This window comes from Pseudomonas sp. 14A (assembly GCF_018132745.1).
In the GTDB taxonomy this organism is placed as follows: domain Bacteria; phylum Pseudomonadota; class Gammaproteobacteria; order Pseudomonadales; family Pseudomonadaceae; genus Aquipseudomonas; species Aquipseudomonas mercuritolerans.
The window spans coordinates 116885-136476 of record NZ_JAGRQJ010000012.1 but is presented as its reverse complement, the minus strand read 5'-3'; the positions used below and the strand labels follow the sequence as shown (position 1 = coordinate 136476).

Genomic DNA, 19592 nt, shown 5'->3' with positions numbered 1-19592 from the left:
GAATCAGCTTTTTCGTTGCTTCAGGCGTTCATAGCGCGCCAGCATCGGTTGTGTGCTGATGCCATGCAGCAGAATGCTCAGGGCCACCACCGACAAAGTGACGTCGGTGCAGACCTTGGCCACGTCGGAATCCAGGCCATGGTTCAGGGCGAAGAACAGATAGAACAGGCTGCCGATGCCACGAATGCCAAACCAGCCGATCAACAAACGCTGCGGCCCGCTGAGCAGGTTGCCCCACGGCATCAGCGCCACGCTCAGCGGGCGAATCAGGCAGAACAGCACCGCGCCGATCCACAAGGCCCGCCAGTCCCAATGCGCTATCAGCACAACACCAAGCAGGGTTACCAGAAACACTTCCATCGCCCGCTCGACCAGACTGCCGAATGCGAGCATGTCGCCCATCATGATCCCGGCCGCGACCTGGCTGTCTTCCAGTTGTTCGGTGTCGCCATGCACGGCGTTTTCAGGTTCGATGTTCTGATGGCCGACCACCGGCTGCACCAGATGCTCGGCAGGGGCCTGAGTGATGCCGGTGGATTTCACTTCTTCCTGACGCAGGCCGAGGCCGGCAGCGAAGACCGCGAGGAAGCCGTAGCCGCCAATGGCGTCGGCCACCACGTAGGACAGCGCGATCAGCGCCAGCGTCAGGTAATCGTTCGGGCCGAGGGTGCTGTCCTCGTTGTGAATGCGCAGCAGCAGGGCGATCCGGCCGATGCCGCGACCCATCCAGTAACCGGTGAGCAAACCCGCCGGCACCGCCCACAACAGACTGCGAATTACCCAGTGCTGCCACTCGCCGGCGCTACCGTCACCGTGCAGCAACAGCAGGCCGAGAATGACGAAAGGGAAGGCCACGCCATCGTTGAGCCCGGCTTCACCGGAGAGGCCGAAGCGCACGCGATCGACGTCCTGCGCATCATTGACCTGCACCAGCGCGGCGAGGACCGGGTCGGTTGGCGCCAGCATCGCGCCGATCAGCAAGGAAGGCCCCCACGGCAATTGCAGGCCCCAGTGCAACAGCAGGCACACGCCGATAATCGTCAGAATCATCACCGGCCCGGCCAGACCAAAAGCGATGCGCCAGGTCTTGTTGCCTAGCGGGAGGCGCAATTTCAAACCGCAGACGAACAAGGAAAACAGCACCGCGACTTCCGTCAGGTGCTCCATCCACAAGGATGATTCTTCCAGCGACAGTTTCAGCAAGTCGAGGCCGCTGGGGCCGATGGCGATGCCCAGCAGCAGGCACACCGCCGAGGTGGTGACCGGCATCCAGCGCAACCATGACGATGTCAGGGCCAGCGTCAGCAGCACGGCGCCGAGCACCGCGACCCATACGCCGAAACTCATGACCGCTCACAGCAGCGAATTTCCAAGGGCAGGCGCACCGGGTCAGCTCACGGTCGTGCGCAGGTACTCGGGGATGAGCACGTTGAACCACAGCAGAATCATCGACACGAGCATGGTCACCAGCACCAGCAGGCCAACGCCCCACACGCACGCCGAATACAGCAGGCCTTGTTCCTTGCGCTCATGCATGAAGGTCGGCAGGCCGACAAACAGCAGGAAGGTCGAATAAATCGACGCTGCGCCGAGCACCAGAATTGCCAGCCAGCGGCTCGGATACAACCCGGCAATCCCGGCGAGAAAAAACGGCGTCACCGTGTAGGCGGCAAAACCGATGCATTGATTGAGCGTTGGCCGCGCATCGAATGATCGCGACATCCATCTGATAAACCCGCCGATAATCGCGACACCGGCCACGATCGTCACGTACAGCAACACGCTCAGTTGCAAGGCGCTGGCCGTGCTCAACCGCACGTTTTCACCGACGGCGAGGCTCCAGCCGACCTGGGTGGTGCCAATGAACAGGCACACGGCCGGAATCAACGCGAGCAGCAGCAGATGCGCGAGATAGTGGCGGGGATGGGTTTCTTCTTCGCGGCGGATATCGGTCCAGGCGAAGTTGGGTTGAGTGAAGAGTCTGACGAGGGGGGCGGACATGACAACCTCCTGTTCCTGTTGGCCCGTAGGCGCTTACAGGTATGGAGAGATGCCATGCCGCTCGGGTTCAGTTTTTCTGCTGCACGGTTACAGCATCGGTTTGCCGCCGGTCACGCCGTAGCGCTGGCCGGTGATGTAGCTGGCTTCGTCGGAGGCCAGCAGCACGTAAATCGGCGCAACTTCCACCGGTTGGCCTGGACGGCCGAGCGGAGTGCTGCCGCCGAAGTTCTGTACTTCTTCATCAGGCATGGTCGAGACGATCAGCGGCGTCCAGATCGGGCCAGGGGCGACGCTGTTTACACGAATTTCCTTCGGCCCGAGCATTTGCGCCAGGCCACCAGTGAAGTTGGCGATCGCGCCTTTGGTGGTGGCGTAGGCCAGCAGGGTCGGCTTGGGCATGTCCGAGTTGACCGAGCTGGTGTTGATGATCGACGAGCCGGGGCGCATGTGTTTGATCGCCGCCTGGCAGATCCTGAACATGGCCGTGATGTTCACATCGAAGGTCATCACCCATTCGTCATCGGGAATTTCCTCGAAGTTTTCGTGGGTCATCTGGAACGCGGCGTTGTTGACCAGAATGTCGATGCGGCCAAAGCGCTCGACAGTCTTGTCGACCAGCGCTTGGCACTGTGCTTTCTCGGCGATATCGCCCGGCAGCAGGATGCACTGACGCCCGGCCTGCTCGACCCAGCGTGCGGTTTCCTTGGCGTCTTCGTGTTCATTCAGGTAAGCCACGGCGACGTCGGCACCTTCACGGGCGAAGGCAATCGCCACCGCGCGACCGATGCCGCTGTCGGCGCCGGTGATCAGGGCAATCTTGCCGGCCAGACGGCCGGAACCGACGTAACTTTGCTCGCCGCAGTCTGGATACGGCTCCATCTTGCGTTGCGAGCCGGGCACCGGTTGGGCTTGTTTCGGGAAGGGTGGTTTTGGATAGTCAGTCATCGCAGGGTCTCCTGATTTCAAGGCCAGTGTTCCGGGTTGACCCGGTGGGTTTGCCTTGAGTTCGATCGGATTTGCGCTGGATTTAGTTGGCTATGCAAAACCAATGTGGGAGCGAGCCTGCTCGCGAAAGCGATCTGTCAGACGATAAATATGTCGACTGACAGTACGCTTTCGCGAGCAGGCTCGCTCCCACAGGGGATCATTTACACAGGTGAATCTAGGGGCAGGATCAGAGATTGCGGTTAGCCAGCGCCCGCTCCATCCGCGCAATCCCTTCTTCCAGCAACGCCCTCGGGCAACCGAAGTTCAAGCGCACGAACTGCTGGTGCCGGTCACCAAAATCGAGCCCGGCACTCAGCCCGACCTTGCCCTGTTCGAGGAAGAACCGCTGCGGATCCGGCAGGTCCAGCGCCGTGCAGTCGAGCCACGCCAGATACGTGCCCTGCGGCACATTGATGGTCACGCCCGGCAGGCGCGTGCGCACCGCGTCAACCAGCCAGTCGCGGTTGGCCTGCAGGTAGGTTTTCAGTTCGGCGAGCCACGGCGCGGCTTCGCTGTAGGCGACGCGGGTGGCTTCCATGCCCAGCGGGTTGACGCTGTCGACCATGCCGCAGCGGGCATGGTTGACGCGCTCGCGCAGGGCGGCGTCCTGAATGATCATGAACGAGGTCTTGAGGCCGGCGATGTTGTAGGCCTTGCTCGCCGACATCAGGGTGATCGTGCGTTTGGAAATCTCGGGGCTCAGCGATGCGGTGGGAATGTGCAAGCGGCCGTCGAAGCACAGTTCGGCGTGAATCTCGTCGGAGATGATCCACGCGTCCTGCGCTGCACAAATATCCGCCACTGCCTGCAATTCTTCGCGGGCGAAGACCTTGCCGATCGGGTTGTGCGGGTTGCTCAACAGCAGGGCGCCGCCGCCTTTCAGCGACTCGCGCAGTGCGTCCAGCGGCGTGGCGTAAGTGCCATCGGCCTGGGCTTTGAATTCCAGCTCGACCTTGTTCAGGCCCCAATGCCCCGGCGCATGACGCAGCGGCGGGTAGTTCGGCACTTGCACGACGACATTCTGCTGCGCCTGGACCAAAGCCTTCAGCGCCATGTTGAAGCCGGATTCCACGCCCGGCAGGAAAATCAGCTCCTGCGGTTTGACCGGCCATGCGTACTTGTTCCACAGGTCGGCGACGATGGCTTCACGCAGGTTGTCCTGGGCCACGCTGTAACCGAGCAGCGGGTGCAGCAGGCGCTGTTGCAAGGCTTCGACGATGACCGGCGGCGCGGCGAAATCCATGTCAGCGACCCACATCGGCAACACATCGGCCGGGTAGCGGCTCCACTTGGTGCTGCCAGTGTGGTGGCGGTCGAACAGCTGATCAAAATCGAAAGTCATGCGCGGTCTCGTCAAGGCGGAGTTGGTTCTGCCGGACATTCTATGCGCAACGCCATCTGTGTGGGAGCGAGCCTGCTCGCGAATACGTCGGGTCAGGCAGCATCGAGTTGAATGACCCACCGCTTTCGCGAGCAGGCTCGCTCCCACAGGGGTTGTGTGCTGGCTGGAAATCCGGGCCAGACACCCGACGGTCGGTTTTCACACAATCGGCAAGGTCTTTGTCTACAGTGAAAAAGTCGGCGCCAAGGCGTCGCAACCGTGATTGTCCAGATAAAGCCCGGCGCAAGTACCGGGTTCCACCTGATCAGGAGTGCACGATGGATCTCAGCCGTCGTCAGTTCTTCAAGGTCGCCGGTATCGGCCTTGCAGGCTCAAGCCTGGGCGCGTTGGGCATGGCCCCGACGGCGGCCTTCGCCGAGCAGGTGCGTCACTTCAAGCTCGCCCACACCCGTGAAACCCGCAACACCTGCCCGTATTGCTCGGTCGGTTGCGGTTTGATCATGTACAGCCAGGGCGATGCCGGCAAGAACGTGGCGCAAAACATCATTCATATCGAAGGCGATTCCGACCACCCGGTCAATCGCGGCACCCTGTGCCCGAAAGGCGCGGGCCTGCTCGACTTCATTCACAGCCCCGGCCGCTTGCAGTACCCGCAAGTGCGCAAGCCCGGCAGCAATGAATGGACGCGCATCGGCTGGGACGAAGCCCTTGATCGCATAGCCGACCTGATGAAGGCCGACCGCGACGCCAACTTCATCGAGAAAAATACCAACGGGCAGACGGTGAATCGCTGGCTGACCACCGGTTTCCTCGCGGCATCGGCGGCATCCAACGAAGCCGGCTACATCACTCAGAAGGTGATTCGCAGCCTCGGCCTGCTGGGGTTCGATAACCAGGCGCGTGTCTGACACGGCCCGACGGTGGCAAGTCTTGCCCCGACGTACGGCCGTGGTGCCATGACCAACACCTGGACCGATATCGCCAACGCGAATCTGATCCTGGTGATGGGCGGCAACGCAGCAGAAGCGCATCCGTGCGGCTTCAAATGGGTGACCGAGGCCAAGGCGCACAACGCCGCGCGGCTGATCGTGGTCGACCCGCGTTTTACCCGGACCGCTTCGGTGGCCGACTATTACGCGCCGATCCGCACCGGCACCGACATCGCCTTCATGGGCGGGCTGATCAATTACCTGCTGACCGAGGACAAGATCCAGCACGAATACGTGCGCAATTACACCGACGTGTCGTTCATCGTCAAAGCCGGTTATGGCTTCGAAGACGGCCTGTTCAGCGGCTATGACGCAGAAAAGCGCAGCTATACCGACAAGTCCGGCTGGGGCTACGAGTTCGCCGAGGACGGTTTCGTCCGCGTCGACCCGACCCTGCAAGACCCGCGCTGCGTTTATCAACTGATGAAGCAGCATTACAGCCGCTACAACATCGACCTGGCGAGCCAGATCTGCGGCATGCCGGTCGACGCGATGCAGAAAATCTGGGAAGAGATCGCCACCTGCTCGACACCGGGCAAGACCATGACGATTCTCTACGCCCTCGGCTGGACGCAGCACTCGATCGGCGCGCAGATCATCCGCAGCGCGGCGATGGTGCAACTGCTGTTGGGCAACGTCGGCATGCCCGGCGGCGGCGTCAACGCTTTGCGCGGGCACTCGAACATTCAGGGCCTGACCGACCTCGGCCTGCTGTCCAACGCCTTGCCCGGCTACCTCACGCTGGCCAGCGACAGCGAGCAGGATTACGGCCAGTTCATCCACAAACGCACGCAGGTTCCGCTCAGACCGGGGCAGCTTTCGTATTGGCAGAACTACAGCAAATTCCACGTCAGCCTGATGAAATCGTGGTACGGCGCCAACGCCACCGCCGAGAACAACTGGCTGTTCGACCATTTGCCGAAGCTCGACATCCCCAACTACGACGTGCTGAAAATGTTCGACCTGATGAGCCAGGGCAAGGTCAACGGTTACTTCTGCCAAGGCTTCAATCCGATCGCGGCGTTACCGGACAAGAACCGCGTGATGGGCGCGTTGGCCAAGCTCAAGTGGTTGGTGGTGATGGACCCGCTGGCCACCGAGACTTCGGAGTTCTGGCAGAACGTCGGGCCGTACAACGATGTGAAAACCGAGGAAATCCAGACCGAAGTCATTCGCCTGCCGACCACTTGCTTTGCCGAGGAGGACGGCTCGCTGGTCAACAGCAGCCGCTGGCTGCAATGGCACTGGAAGGGCGCCGACGGCCCCGGCGAAGCGCAGACCGATATTCGCATCATGAGCGAACTGTTCCTGCGCCTGCGCCAGCGTTATCAGAGCGAGGGCGGCAAGTTTCCTGATCCGCTGCTGAAACTGTCGTGGCCGTACAAGATCCCCGACGAGCCTTCGCCGGAAGAACTGGCGCGGGAAATCAACGGCACCGCTGTCAGCGATTTCACCGATGCCAGCGGCGTCACGGTCAAGGCCGGTACGCAACTGGCCGGCTTCGGTTTGCTCAAGGATGACGGCAGCACCGCGTCCGGTTGCTGGATCTTCGCCGGCAGCTGGACCGAGGCCGGCAACCAGATGGCCCGGCGTGATAACGCTGACCCATACGGCATGCACCAGCATCAAGGCTGGGCGTGGGCATGGCCGGCCAATCGGCGAATCCTCTACAACCGCGCCTCTTCGGACCCGGCGGGCAAACCGTGGGATCCGAAAAAGCGGCTGGTGTGGTGGAATGGCAAGACCTGGACCGGCACCGACGTGCCGGACTACAAGGCCGACGTGCCGCCGGAAGCCGGGATGAACCCATTCATCATGAACCCCGAAGGCGTCGCGCGGTTCTTCGCCGTCGACAAGATGAACGAAGGCCCATTCCCTGAGCACTACGAGCCGTTCGAAACGCCGATCGGCATCAACCCGCTGCACCCGCAGAACAAGAAGGCCACCAGCAACCCGGCGGCGCGGATCTTCGATTCGGTCTGGGAAACCCTCGGCGAAGCCAAGGACTTCCCGTACGCCGGCACTAGCTACCGGCTCACCGAGCATTTCCACTTCTGGAGCAAGCACTGCAAGTTGAACGCGATCGCTCAGCCCGAGCAGTTCGTCGAAATCGGCGAGGTGCTGGCGAACGAGAAGGGCATTGCTGCCGGTGATCGCGTTCGGGTCAGCTGCAAGCGCGGCTTTATCGAGGCGGTGGCGGTAGTGACGAAACGGATCCGGCCGCTGCAGGTCAACGGCCAGGTCGTGCATCAGATCGGCATCCCGCTGCACTGGGGTTTCACCGGCCTGACGCGCCACGGTTACTTGACCAACACCCTGGTGCCGTTCCTCGGCGATGGCAACACTCAGACCCCGGAATCCAAGTCATTCCTGGTCAACGTGGAGAAACTGTAAATGGCCAGCCAAGACATCATTGCCCGCTCGGCCACCACCACCGTGCCGCCGTCGGTGAGGACCCAGCAAGGCGTTGCCAAGCTGATCGATACGACCAAATGCATCGGCTGCAAGGCCTGCCAGGTCGCCTGCTCGGAATGGAACGAGCTGCGCGACGAGGTCGGCCACAACCACGGCACCTACGACAATCCGCAGGATCTGACGGCGGATTCGTGGACACTGATGCGCTTCACCGAGCACGAAACCGACGCTGGCAACCTTGAGTGGCTGATCCGCAAGGACGGCTGCATGCACTGCGCCGAACCTGGTTGTCTGGCCGCGTGCCCGAGCCCCGGGGCGATCATTCAGCACGCCAACGGCATCGTCGATTTCGATCAGGACCACTGCATCGGCTGCGGCTATTGCATCACCGGTTGCCCGTTCAACATCCCGCGCATTTCGCAGAAGGATCACAAAGCCTACAAATGCACGCTCTGTTCCGATCGCGTGGCGGTAGGGCTGGAGCCGGCCTGCGTGAAAACCTGCCCGACCGGCGCCATCGTCTTCGGCACCAAGGAGGACATGAAAGAGCACGCCGCCGAGCGCATCGTCGATCTGAAAAGCCGTGGCTTTGAGAACGCCGGTCTGTACGACCCGGCCGGGGTCGGCGGCACCCATGTGATGTACGTGCTGCACCACGCCGACACGCCAAAAATCTACGCCGGCTTGCCGGATCACCCGGCCATCAGTCCGCTGGTGGGTTTGTGGAAAGGCATCAGCAAACCCCTCGGCCTGCTGGCGATGGGCGCGGCGGTGCTGGCCGGATTCTTCCATTACGTGCGCATCGGCCCCAATCGTGTTGAGGAGGATGAAGTTCCGCCAGCGCCCGACACCTCGGTGCACGTGATCGACCCGGCGGTGCACACCTTCGATCCACGCGGGGAGGAGCGGCCATGAGCAACAAGACGATCCTGCGTTACAGCGCCAACCAGCGCACCAATCACTGGCTGGTGGCGATCCTGTTTTTCATGGCTGGGTTGTCCGGGCTGGCGTTGTTTCATCCGTCGCTGTTCTGGCTGAGCAACCTGTTCGGCGGCGGCACCTGGACGCGGATCCTGCACCCGTACATGGGCATCGCCATGTTCGTGCTGTTCCTCGGCCTGGTGTTCAGCTTCTGGCGCACCAATTTCTTCATCGCCAATGACCGCCAGTGGTTGCGGCGGATCAACCGGGTGATGGTCAACGACGAGGAAAGCGTGCCGCCGGTGGGCAAATATAACGCCGGGCAGAAACTGCTGTTCTGGACTTTACTGCTGTGCATGCTCGCGTTGCTGTTCACCGGGCTGGTGATCTGGCGCGCGTGGTTCAGCACGTATTTCGGCATCAGCGTGATCCGTTGGGCCATGCTGTTGCATGCACTGGCCGGGTTCGTGCTGGTGCTGAGCATCATCGTGCACATCTACGCCGGTTTGTGGATCAAGGGTTCGGTCGACGCCATGTTGCATGGCTGGGTCAGTCGGCCGTGGGCGAAAAAACACCATGAACTGTGGTACCGCGAGGTGACCCGCGACGAACAGCCTCGGGACCTGCCCGAGCGACCGCTGACGAAAAAGGGCTGACTTTTGCCAAGCATTCTTGAACCTGGGGAAATCGAGGCGGCGGCCAGTTCGCCGCCGTATCTGTATCTGCCGCCGCGTGACCTGTTTGCCCTGCGTGCAGAGCGGCTTGAGCGTCTGGCCGAGGGCAATGGGTTGGCGGATTATCTGCGGCTGATGGCCGGTTTGTGCCGGGCGCAGCAGCAGGTCTTCGACGATCCGCCGCTGACCGCGCCGTTTGATGCGCAACGTTTCGAAGCCTGTCAGCAGCACGGTCTGCCGCCGTTCGCCGCGGACACCTTGGTGCGAGAGGATGCCTGGCGGCCGTGGCTCGACGCCTTGCTGCAGCGCTATGTGCCAGCGGATCAACCTGCGGTGATCGACGCGCTGGACACGCTGCGCACCGCCAGTCCCGGCCAGTTGCGGGCGTGGGCGGTGGCGTTGGTCAGCGGTCAGTATTCGCTGGTGCCGGCGGCGCTGGTGCCGTTTCTCGGCGCGGCGCTGCAAATCGCTTGGAGCCACTGGCTGCTCAGTGTGCCAAATCTGCAACTCAAGCCTGGCGATAGCCTCAGCCAATGCCCGGCCTGTGGGTCGCCGGCCATGGCCGGGGTCATTCGCCATCGCGGCAAGCACAACGGTTTGCGCTATCTGGTGTGTTCGCTGTGCGCCTGCGAATGGCATGTGGTGCGGGTCAAGTGCGTGTATTGCGAGCAGAGCAAAGGCCTCGAGTACCTGAGCCAGGAAGACGATCGGCACAGCGCCGAACAGGCCCCGCTGCGCGCCGAAGTCTGCCCAAGCTGCAACAGCTACCTGAAATTGCTCTATTTGGAGAACGATGCCGAAGCCGAGGCGTTGTCGGCAGATCTCGGCAGTTTGCTGCTGGACATGCGCCTGGCCCAGGACGGCTATCAGCGTCTGGCGCCCAATCTGCTGCTGGCGCCGGGAGACGACTGACCAGAGCAAAATTGTGGGAGAGGGGTGTGCTCCCACAGGGACTGGCGGTGACCAACAATGTTCATTCCACTCCGAATCCCTGTGGGAGCTGGCTTGCCAGCGATTCGGTCGACACAGCCACCGCCTTCTTTGACTGACCCACCGCAATCGCTGGCAAGCCAGCTCCCACAGATTTGTATGCCGAATCACAAAGCCCGGTCAGCCCCGGATTTCTCTGTGGGAGCGAGCCTGCTCGCGAAGGCGTCAGGTCAGCGACAAGCACACCAACTGACACACCGCTTTCGCGAGCAGGCTCGCTCCCACAAGGTTTTGTGGGGGCCAACAAAGGTTCTTTCACCCCCAAACCCCGTGGGGGGTGGCTTGCCAGCGATTAGGTCGGCACATCCGCCGCCTTCTTTGACTGACCCACCGCAATCGCTGGCAAGCCAGCCACAAATTTGTGTGCCGAATCACAAAGCCCGGTCAGCCCCGTATTTCCCTGTGGGAGCGAGCCTGCTCGCGAAGGCGTCAGGTCAGCCACATCCACACCGACTGACACACCGCATTCGCGAGCAGGCTCGCTCCCACAGATTTGTGTGCCGAATCACAAAGTCCGGTCAGCCCCCGATTTCCCTGTGGGAGCGAGCCTGCTCGCGAAGGCGGCGGGTCAGCCACATCCACACCAACTGACACACCGCTTTCGCGAGCAGGCTAGCTCCGGCAGTGCGTCTACACTTCTGAAACCCTTTCGGGAGCAAGCTTGCTACCAAAAGGGATTGTTTCAGTGAAATCAGGAGTGGCTGATGTCTTCCAGCGTTGCCCTGCGGTTGCCGTCCATTGATGGCTTGTTGCGTCACCCGGCGTGCGTGCCGTTGGCCGAGCGCTACGGCCGGGATTCTTTGCTGACGGGCCTGCGTCAGTTGCTCGATGAGCTGCGGCCCGGCGTGTTGAGCGGGCAATTGGCGGCTGTGGAGATCGGTCCCGAAGTGCTCGCCGGCCGCGTCGGCGAACGCTTGGCGCAACAGCAGCGCAGCCAGGTGCGCCGGGTATTCAATCTGACCGGCACGGTGCTGCACACCAATCTCGGCCGCGCCTTGCTGCCCGAAGAAGCCATCGAAGCGGTGCAAATGGCCGCACGCTATCCGCTCAATCTCGAATTCGATCTGGCCAGCGGCAAGCGCGGTGATCGTGACGATCTGATCGAAGGCCTGATCCGCGAACTGACCGGCGCCGAAGCGGTGACCGTGGTCAACAACAATGCCGCCGCCGTGCTGCTGACCCTCAACAGCCTCGGCGCGCGCAAGGAAGGCATCATCTCGCGCGGTGAGCTGATCGAAATCGGCGGCGCTTTCCGCATTCCCGACATCATGGCCCGCGCCGGCGTGCGCCTGCATGAAGTCGGCACCACCAACCGCACCCATGCCCGCGATTACCAAGCGGCAATCAGTCCGCGCAGCGGTTTGATCATGCGCGTGCATGCCAGCAACTACAGCATCGAAGGCTTCACCGCGCGGGTGCCGACTGCGGAACTGGCCGAGTTGGCACATGCTCATGGCTTGCCGTTGCTGGAAGATCTGGGCAGCGGCAGTCTGCTTGACCTGACGCGCTGGGGCCTGCCGGCGGAACCGACGGTGCGGCAGGCGCTGCTGGATGGTGCGGATATCGTCACCTTCAGCGGCGACAAATTGCTCGGCGGGCCGCAGGCCGGTTTGATTGTCGGGCGCAAAGAGCTGATTGCGAAGATCAAGAAGAATCCACTGAAACGCGCACTGCGGGTCGACAAGTTGACCCTGGCCGCGCTGGAGGCGGTGCTCGGTCTGTACCGCGATCCTGATCGCCTCGCCGAACGACTGCCGAGTCTGCGGCTGTTGACCCGCCCGCAAGCCGAGATCTTCGCTCAGGCTTTACGCTTGCAGCCCTTGCTGGCCGAAATCCTGGGACCAGCCTGGCAAGTCAGCGCCGTCGAAGCCTTGGGCATGATCGGCAGCGGCAGCCAACCGGTGGCGCGTCTGCCGAGCGCGGCGCTGTGTTGTCGCCCGCAGGTATCGAAGCGTTGGCGCGGGCGCTATTTATTGAATCTCGACGCAGCGTTACGCGGCTTGCCGATCCCGGTGCTCGGGCGAATCGGCGACGATGCGCTGTGGCTGGATCTGCGTCAGCTCGACGATGAACCGGCGTGGCTGGCGCAGTTGCCGCAGTTGCAGGTCGACCGGTGATCGTCGGCACGGCGGGGCACATCGACCATGGCAAGACCTCGCTGTTGCAGGCGCTGACCGGGCAAACCGGCGACCGCCGCCCGCAGGAGCGCGAACGCGGCATGACCATCGACCTCGGTTATCTCTACGCCGAACTCGCAGCGGGCGCCGGGCTGACCGGCTTCATCGACGTGCCCGGCCACGAAAAATTCACCCACAACATGCTCGCCGGTGCGCAGGGCATCGATCTGGTGTTGCTGGTGGTCGCGGCCGACGACGGCGTGATGCCGCAGACCCGCGAACATCTGGCGATCGTCGAACTGCTAGGCATTCCCCGCGCGCTGGTGGCGATCACAAAATGCGACCGGGCCGGAACAGGCAGGGTGGAAGAGGTGCAGCGTCAGGTGCTCGACCTGCTGGCGCCCGGGCCATTCGCTGATGCGCCGATTTTTACCCTGTCGAGCGTGAACGGGCAGGGCGTCGATGAGTTGCGCGCGGCGTTATTGCAGGCGCACAACGAGGTGCACGCGCGCAGTTGCGAGGGCGGCTTTCGTCTGGCGATCGATCGGGCGTTCAGCGTCGCCGGCGCGGGGATTGTAGTCACGGGCACAGCGTTGTCGGGCACGGTTGCGGTTGGCGACAAACTTGTCTTGGGGCCTGCGGGCAAATCGGTGCGCATCCGTGGCCTGCACGCGCAAAACCAAGCCGCCGAACAGGCCTTCGCCGGCCAGCGCGTGGCATTGAACCTCAGCGGCGAGCGCCTGGAACTGGCGCAGATTCACCGTGGCCAATGGCTGCTGGCGGACTGGCTGCATGCGCCGACGCAGCGCATCGACATCGACTTTCAGCTGTTGCCCGGCGAGCGCACCTTTGAACACTTTCACCCGGTGCATCTGCACCTCGGCACCCAGGACGTCATCGCCCGCGTCGCCTTGTTGCAAGGCCCACGCCTGAGCCCCGGCGAGCGCATGTTCGCGCAACTGCTGATCAACGCGCCGGCGCACGCAGTGAAGGGCGATCGGCTGATCCTGCGCGACTCCAGTGCCCAGCGCACCCTTGGCGGCGGCGTTGTCCTCGACCCGTTCGCCCCGGCCCGCCAACGCCGCAGCCCGGAACGCCTCGCGCAACTGCAAACCCTCGCCCTCAGCGTCAGCCTCGAACAGGCCCTGCCGGTACTGCTCAACCACAGCCCCGGCGGCCTCGACCCGCAACGCCTCGAACGCCAGTTCAACCGCCCGCGCCCGCAGTGGACGCTGGCGGAAAACATCCGCCTGATCGACACCCGCCAAGGCCCGCTGCTGTTCAACGTGCAGCGCTGGGGCCAGTTGAAATTCACGCTGCTCGAACAACTGGCGCGATTCCACGAACAGGAACCCGACCAGATGGGGCCGGACCGCGATCGTCTGCGCCGCTTCAGCGCGCTGGCGCTGGAACGCTCGACGTTCATCAGCCTGCTCGACGAACTGCTCAACGCCGGCTCCATCCTCGCCAGCGGCCCCTGGCTGCACCTGCCCGACCATCAGGTGCGCCTGAATGCCGACGACGAAATACTCTGGCAGCAATTACAACCGTTGTTCGACCAGACCGGTTTCGACCCGCCGTGGGTCCGCGACGCAGCGAAAATGCTCGGCGAAGACGACGCCAGCGTCCGCCTGCTGCTGCGCAAACTCGCACGGCTGGGCCTGATGCACCAGGTTGTGCGCGACCTGTTCATCAGCGACATCGTCCTGCGGCAAATGGCAGCGCTGCTGCTGAAACTCGCCGAAGAAAAACCAGCGATTGAAGTGACAACCTTCCGCGATGCGCTAGGCTTGGGACGCAAACGCTGTATTCAGTATCTGGAATATTTCGACCGACTCGGCCTGACCCGCCGCCTCGGCGAATCCCGCCAGATCCGCCCAGACAACGCGCTGGCCAACGCCTGCGCACCCTGAGTTCAGGAAGACAATCGCGCCCGGTGGCGCGGCCGGGCTTCAAACCCGGTTGGGGACGGCATCCGTTCCCGGGCAGGTTCGACTCCGGCTGTCTTCCGCCAGTTTCCCCAGAGCAAAAGATCGCAGCCTTTGGCAGCTCCTACATCGATTTGTAGGAGCTGACGAAGGCTGCGATCTTTTGATTTTCGGTGATACGAGAAGGTCAGAGATTGCGCTGCGCTTCCATCCGGTCATGCAAGATTCTGATTATCGCGATCCCATAGGCGGTGATTCGAAAATAAATCATGTGACTCTCCACGCTGCAGCGTCGGTAACCGGGGCGGATAGCGTCGCATGCGGGTGCTGTTTTGGGACGATCAGCCAACTGCTCGAAAGACTCAGTCAGGATGTCGATGTAGCGATTGGCCTGATCCAAACCCCATTGTTGAGCTGTATAGGTCCAGATAGCCTCAAGATCCGCTTCGGCGGCGGGGGTAAGTCGGTATTCAGCCATGCGCCCTCAACATTTTCTTTTTGAAAGCATCAGCATCGAAAGGCCGGGGGGCACCACTGGATTCTCCTTCTCGAAGGGCTGCGCGGACGGTTTCCAGTTCAGCGTTTCGCTCTTGCTCTCGACGGATCAAATCGCGGATATATTCGCTATCGTTGGTGTAATGTCCCGCTTCTATTTGAGCTTTGATCCAATGGTCTTGCTGGTCAGTCACGGTTATGGTTTTGCGTACGGTAGCCATGATCGGGCCCTTTGCGGATGGGGAACTTTGCGCAAATTATCATACTAATGGTGCGCTAACGAGTATAAGCCTAGCCGTTACAAGAACGAATCACAGCCTTCGGAAGCTCATGCGTATATCGCTCGAACTGCCGCAGGCTGCATTTTCAGACCCGCAACCGCATCTGCTGCCCGAGCACATCCATCGGGTTAAATAAATCCGTCCCTTTGTGATCGCGACCAGGCTCGCTACCCCAAGTTCCTTCAGTGGTCGCAAAGTTTGCGTCCGACCAGGATCAATGTGGGAGCGAGCCTGCTCGCGAAGAGGCCGGCACGGGCATCGCATAACTCAGCCGGCCCGCATTAGCCCGGCAACTCCAGATTATCCAGCACCCGATTCACCGCCAGTTCCCCAAGCATGATCAGTTGCGCAATCCCCATCAGCGTCCGGCGCTGGGATGGCTTGACCAGCCCGGCGAATTCCTGGGCGATGGTTTTGGCCGAGGCGAGGGTTTCGCAGGCGTTGGCCAGCAGGTCTTCGTTTTTGGTGTCGGCGGTGACGGCGTACATGGCGCGGGGGCTGAACGGCGGTGGGGTTGAGCCGGGTGGGCAGAGGTAGTGGTCGAGGGCGCGGTCGGCGGCTTGGTGGAGTTTTTTGGAGTCGAGGGATTCGTAGGGGGAGGTGGGATCGGTTTCGGGTGGGTTGGGTGTTGGTTTGATCATGATAAAGCTCCTATTAAGTGGAGCCGTCAGGCACTGTCGCTAAACAGTAGGTGGCGGCTGTACGCAGGTTAGCGAACCGGTTATAGGTACCCGGCAGACCCGAAGGTCTCCCGCATACAGCCACCATAGCGCAGTCGCAGAATTGAACCTGCGACGAAGCATGGACCGCTGATGCACCTAATTAAGATCCGGGTCGCTAAACCCGATCGCTGATTCGTCAGCGACCGCACCACAATAGAACCCGCCCTCAAGGCGCACAAGCCGGCGGATTCTGGCGTAGCTGTAGGCAACGGCGCAAGGATTTGTAGCCTTGAGACCGTATCCGCAGGTGTCTTTTAAACAGCTTCGTTTAAATCAAAGAATTGCGCCGAACCTGATGGCCTCTTCGCGAGCAGGCTCGCTCCCTCATTGCAATTCATTGCGCCGCAGTCCACCGCACCAGCCCCCATCACCCAGCCTCACGGCTGATACGGAATCACCTTGTCCCGGTCCATTTCCACCAACAACTGGTCGAGCATCTGCCGTTTGTTCTCGACCCCGGGAATCGGCACATACCACGTCATCACGCTCCAGCCTTCGCGGGAGTAGTTGTAGGTTTTGAGCAGTTGGCCATCCTTGAAGACCGAGCCGCGCAGGTTGTCCTGGTAGTGGTAGGGCATCGGGAAGGTGAACAGGGTGAAAACGTTGACCAGCGCCAGCCAGTTGACCTTGCCGTCGCTGGGTTCGGTGATCAACAGGCTGTAGCCGTTGCGGGTGTAACCGCCGTCGAGCATCGAGAATGCGCCGGTCTTTTTCAGGACGCTGACGGTTTCGCGCTGATGCTGCTCGTCGATGCGCGTATACGCCGGCCCCATGCCTAGCGTGACCGGCACGTAGGCCTGATCGGCATGGTAATCGAGCGGCTGCAAGGTGTTGGCGCAGCCGCCCAGCATCAGTGAGGCACAGAGCAGGCCGGCGACTTTTATCATCGCGCGGCTCATTGCGCGACTGCCGGGATCAGCCGGTCCTGCTGCACATCCTGCGCGAAGGCGCGGGCGATGCGGCCGAGGTTCTGTTCGCGCATCTCGCCGCCCTGATCCAATAGCCAGACGTATTTTTGAGTGATGTTGCGATAGGTGTATTGCTTCAGTCGCTTGTCACCCTGGTACACGGTGAATTCGGTTTGCGTATCGAATTCGTTCGACAGCGGCAGCAAGAACAACGTCGCGGTGCTCAGCAGAATCACCGGAAACGGCGGCAGGTGACGTTCCACATTGAGTTTGACCTGCACGTTGTACTCGTCAGCTTTACCGCTGCCGGTTTCGATGGTGCGGAACACACCGGTCTGACGCAGGTGGTTGCGCAGGCTGGAGCCGTTTTCCGGGTCATCGACCATAACGTGAATCGGCTGCAGATAATCCTGAGCGTCCGTAAGCGTACGCTCGGGCAAGGTGTTGGTCGCCGCGCAACCGGTCAACAGAGCGGCGGCGGTGAGGGCGATGATTTTTTTCATGGTTTGGCGTCCACGGCAATACCCGGGATGGGGCCGGTGAAGATGTAGGGCTGAGCACTGTTCAGGTCGAGTTTCAGCGGTTGCAGCGTTGGCAATCCTGGCGCCAGACGTTGCGCAATCAGCGCATCGCGGGCGTTCTGATCACTCCAGCGGAACGCGCAGAAACCGGCTGTCAGGCAGAACGAGCGGAACTCGCCGATGTAATAGGCCTTGCCGGGTTCCAGGCGCATCGGCAGGTTGAATTTCTCCCGCGCCTCTCTCGAGGTGAAAACAGTGCCTAGCCCAGGTTGATAACGTGCGGAAAAGAACTGGAAATCATAGAACTCGTAATCGCCCGGCTTCAGGGGAAGCACGAATACGCTCGCTGCGCCGACACCGTCCTGAACATCCTGCGGCGTGGAGTAAGCGCCGGCCATTTTCCAGACGCCGGCCGCACCGTATTCGGAACCGCGTTTGCGGAAAAAGATTCGCTGGTTGTCAGCGGCTGATTGCTTGAGTGATTGCGGCCCGATTGAGCCAACGAGATAACTGACTGGCTCGCTTGCCTTGGGTTGCAAGGGTTCGCTGACCCAGGAAGCGCTTTCGGTAATGCAGCCGCTGAGCGTCGCGGCGAGCACGACGGCCGCTCCGAGTTTGAATAGCTGAAACATGTACATCCCTGAATCTGCTTGCGTTGATTGACTACAAACAGGAAGGTCAATCAATGCCTTCCTGGCTTGGCTTTTTATGCGGGGGCGCAGAATAAACGAGGTGATGGCACTTGGCTAGCCGCTGTAGGCGCTGCGGTACGCTGAAATCATTTGATTTTGATCTCAAGGAGCAAACTCATGGTTTGTGGCCGACGCAGGAACCTGTGGGCGGGTTGATCGTTTTACCTCAAAAACCCAACGGGTACTGAACGACCACGTAAATCCGGTCAATGTCATCCCCGGCCTGCGCTTCGTTGGCGCGGTGGGTTACGTGCGACAGTTGCACCGACAGATCCTTCGCGGCGCCGGATTGCACGACATATTTCAGGTCGATGTCGCGTTCCCAGTGCTTGCCGCCGCTGCCTTGTTGCGGTTGATAGTCGCCGCTCTCGGCGTCGAAAGGGTTATAGGCGCCGCCCCTCGGCGCGTGCGTGCCGTCGATGTGGCTGCCGCTGACGTAGCGGGTCATGAAGTTCAGGCCGGGGATGCCGAAGGCGCCGAGGTCGAGGTCGTAGCGGGCTTGCCAGGAGCGTTCGTTGGCGCCGTTGAAGTCGGCGTATTTGATCGAGTTGGCGAGGTAGATCGAGTCGCCACCGACGAAATCCAACGGCGTGTCGCCATTGATGCGTTGCCAGCCGAGCATCACCGTGTGCACGCCGAAGCTGTATTTGCCGGAGAGGCTGAAGGCGGTGTTGTCGATTCCGCCGGCCAGGGCGCGGCCGGTGTCGCGGGTGTGATAGAGGTTGGCGTCGAGCAGCACGCCGGACTGTTTGAAGTGCAGGTTGCCATAGTACTGGTGCCAGGTGTCGCTCAGTTCCGAGGCATACAACGCGCCGCCGATCGGGCTTGAGCTGAACAGATCGGCACCGACGAAGCTGATGCCACCCGCTTCGGTGTTGGCGCCGTAACCGTAGAAGTCGCCTTGGCCGGAAGAGCTGTCCTGGTTCTTGAACGCGGTGAAATGCCCGGCGACCAGATTGACGTTGTCGAACTCGGCGCTGTTGAGCAAAAAGCCTGTGGCGTATTCCGGTTGCAGGCGTTTGTCGGAAGTGTCGAAGACTGGGGTTTCCACGGTCATTTCGCCGAAGGCGACGGTGGTTCGCGAGACCTTCAGCTTGAACGCACCGCCGGCGCTGGAATAGTTGTTTTCGCTGCGACCATCGCTGTCGACCGGTAACAGGCCGGTGCCGGAATGGCCCTTGCCGCCGTCGAGTTTCAGGCCGGCGAAGGCGTGGGCATCGATACCGAAACCGACAGTGCCCTCGGTGAAACCGGATGAGAAGTTGCCGATAAAGCCCTGTGCCCATTCCTGTTTGTAGTTTTTTCCGGAGGGCGTGGGCGAGCGGTAGTCGTTGCTGAGGTAGAAGTTGCGCAGCAGGACATCGCTTTTGGCGTCGTCGAAAAAGCCGCTGGCATGGGCGGTGCCGGTCAGACCGCAGAGCATGGCGAGCAGGGTGAGGCGGGAGGGGGCGCGGTTGATCATGGTCAGGGCCGGTGGTCATCAGGATGGCGCTGATGATCGGCGGATTGGCCTGGAAAGGATTGGGCCGGTGTGCTGAGTTCGTAGCCTTCACACCAAACCCTGTGGGAGCGAGCCTGCTCGCGAAAGCGGTGTGTCAGTCAGCATTTT

The 19592-nt window shown here is 61.7% G+C and carries 17 protein-coding genes and 1 tRNA gene; 7 read left to right on the top strand and 11 right to left on the bottom strand.

Annotated elements, in window-relative coordinates; genetic code table 11:
* Positions 1-3 precede the first annotated feature (3 nt).
* The 4 genes from PS14A_RS13015 to PS14A_RS13000 form a co-directional block, all read right to left on the bottom strand.
* Entirely contained in the window at positions 4-1347 is a 1344-nt protein-coding gene (locus PS14A_RS13015; protein ID WP_137213664.1) for a cation:proton antiporter, read from the bottom strand.
* Positions 1348-1389: 42 nt separating this feature from the next.
* Positions 1390-2001 carry a Yip1 family protein gene (locus PS14A_RS13010; protein WP_016774823.1) on the bottom strand — a complete coding sequence of 204 codons (612 nt, stop codon included), beginning with the start codon at positions 1999-2001 and terminating at the stop codon, positions 1390-1392.
* Positions 2002-2088: 87 nt separating this feature from the next.
* A complete protein-coding gene (locus tag PS14A_RS13005) occupies positions 2089-2946 on the bottom strand; it encodes a glucose 1-dehydrogenase (RefSeq protein ID WP_016774822.1) in 858 nt (285 codons plus the stop codon).
* Positions 2947-3175: 229 nt separating this feature from the next.
* Positions 3176-4330: a PatB family C-S lyase gene (locus PS14A_RS13000; RefSeq protein WP_212616394.1), complete on the bottom strand. Its 1155-nt coding sequence runs from the start codon at positions 4328-4330 to the stop codon at positions 3176-3178.
* A 317-nt stretch (positions 4331-4647) separates the two neighbouring features.
* Here PS14A_RS13000 and fdnG point away from each other — a divergent pair, with 317 nt between their 5' ends.
* The 7 genes from fdnG (at position 4648) to PS14A_RS12965 (ending at position 14450) form a co-directional block, all read left to right on the top strand.
* Entirely contained in the window at positions 4648-7713 is a 3066-nt protein-coding gene (gene fdnG, locus PS14A_RS12995; RefSeq protein WP_212616393.1) for a formate dehydrogenase-N subunit alpha, read from the top strand.
* Positions 7714-8649: a formate dehydrogenase subunit beta gene (gene fdxH, locus PS14A_RS12990; RefSeq protein ID WP_137213660.1), complete on the top strand. Its 936-nt coding sequence runs from the start codon at positions 7714-7716 to the stop codon at positions 8647-8649.
* Positions 8646-9311 carry a formate dehydrogenase subunit gamma gene (locus PS14A_RS12985; RefSeq protein WP_212616392.1) on the top strand — a complete coding sequence of 222 codons (666 nt, stop codon included), beginning with the start codon at positions 8646-8648 and terminating at the stop codon, positions 9309-9311. Before fdxH ends, PS14A_RS12985 begins: the two co-directional genes overlap by 4 nt.
* 3 nt (positions 9312-9314) lie before the next feature.
* Positions 9315-10241: a formate dehydrogenase accessory protein FdhE gene (gene fdhE / locus PS14A_RS12980; protein ID WP_212616391.1), complete on the top strand. Its 927-nt coding sequence runs from the start codon at positions 9315-9317 to the stop codon at positions 10239-10241.
* Between the two features lie 782 nt (positions 10242-11023).
* Positions 11024-12436, top strand: a complete 1413-nt coding sequence (selA, locus tag PS14A_RS12975) for an L-seryl-tRNA(Sec) selenium transferase (protein WP_212616390.1) — start codon at positions 11024-11026, stop codon at positions 12434-12436.
* Positions 12433-14349: a selenocysteine-specific translation elongation factor gene (gene selB / locus PS14A_RS12970; RefSeq protein ID WP_212616478.1), complete on the top strand. Its 1917-nt coding sequence runs from the start codon at positions 12433-12435 to the stop codon at positions 14347-14349. Before selA ends, selB begins: the two co-directional genes overlap by 4 nt.
* A 5-nt stretch (positions 14350-14354) precedes the next feature.
* Positions 14355-14450 (top strand) — tRNA-Sec (locus PS14A_RS12965).
* Positions 14451-14551: 101 nt separating this feature from the next.
* Here PS14A_RS12965 and PS14A_RS12960 read toward each other — a convergent pair.
* The 7 genes from PS14A_RS12960 to PS14A_RS12930 all read right to left on the bottom strand — a co-directional run bounded on the left by PS14A_RS12960 (position 14552) and on the right by PS14A_RS12930 (position 19445).
* A complete protein-coding gene (locus PS14A_RS12960) occupies positions 14552-14842 on the bottom strand; it encodes a type II toxin-antitoxin system RelE/ParE family toxin (protein WP_041480302.1) in 291 nt (96 codons plus the stop codon).
* On the bottom strand, positions 14835-15080 hold the full coding sequence (locus PS14A_RS12955) for a type II toxin-antitoxin system ParD family antitoxin (protein ID WP_122505613.1): 246 nt from the start codon (positions 15078-15080) through the stop codon (positions 14835-14837). The genes PS14A_RS12960 and PS14A_RS12955 overlap by 8 nt, the downstream gene beginning before the upstream one ends.
* 341 nt (positions 15081-15421) lie before the next feature.
* On the bottom strand, positions 15422-15781 hold the full coding sequence (locus PS14A_RS12950) for a DUF6124 family protein (protein WP_042607541.1): 360 nt from the start codon (positions 15779-15781) through the stop codon (positions 15422-15424).
* 458 nt (positions 15782-16239) lie between these two features.
* Positions 16240-16749 carry a hypothetical protein gene (locus tag PS14A_RS12945; protein ID WP_016774812.1) on the bottom strand — a complete coding sequence of 170 codons (510 nt, stop codon included), beginning with the start codon at positions 16747-16749 and terminating at the stop codon, positions 16240-16242.
* 8 nt (positions 16750-16757) lie between these two features.
* Positions 16758-17273: a hypothetical protein gene (locus tag PS14A_RS12940; protein WP_024013038.1), complete on the bottom strand. Its 516-nt coding sequence runs from the start codon at positions 17271-17273 to the stop codon at positions 16758-16760.
* Positions 17270-17923, bottom strand: a complete 654-nt coding sequence (locus PS14A_RS12935; RefSeq protein WP_056786867.1) for a hypothetical protein — start codon at positions 17921-17923, stop codon at positions 17270-17272. The genes PS14A_RS12940 and PS14A_RS12935 overlap by 4 nt, the downstream gene beginning before the upstream one ends.
* Before the next feature lie 226 nt (positions 17924-18149).
* On the bottom strand, positions 18150-19445 hold the full coding sequence (locus tag PS14A_RS12930; protein WP_212616389.1) for an OprD family porin: 1296 nt from the start codon (positions 19443-19445) through the stop codon (positions 18150-18152).
* Positions 19446-19592: the final 147 nt, after the last annotated feature.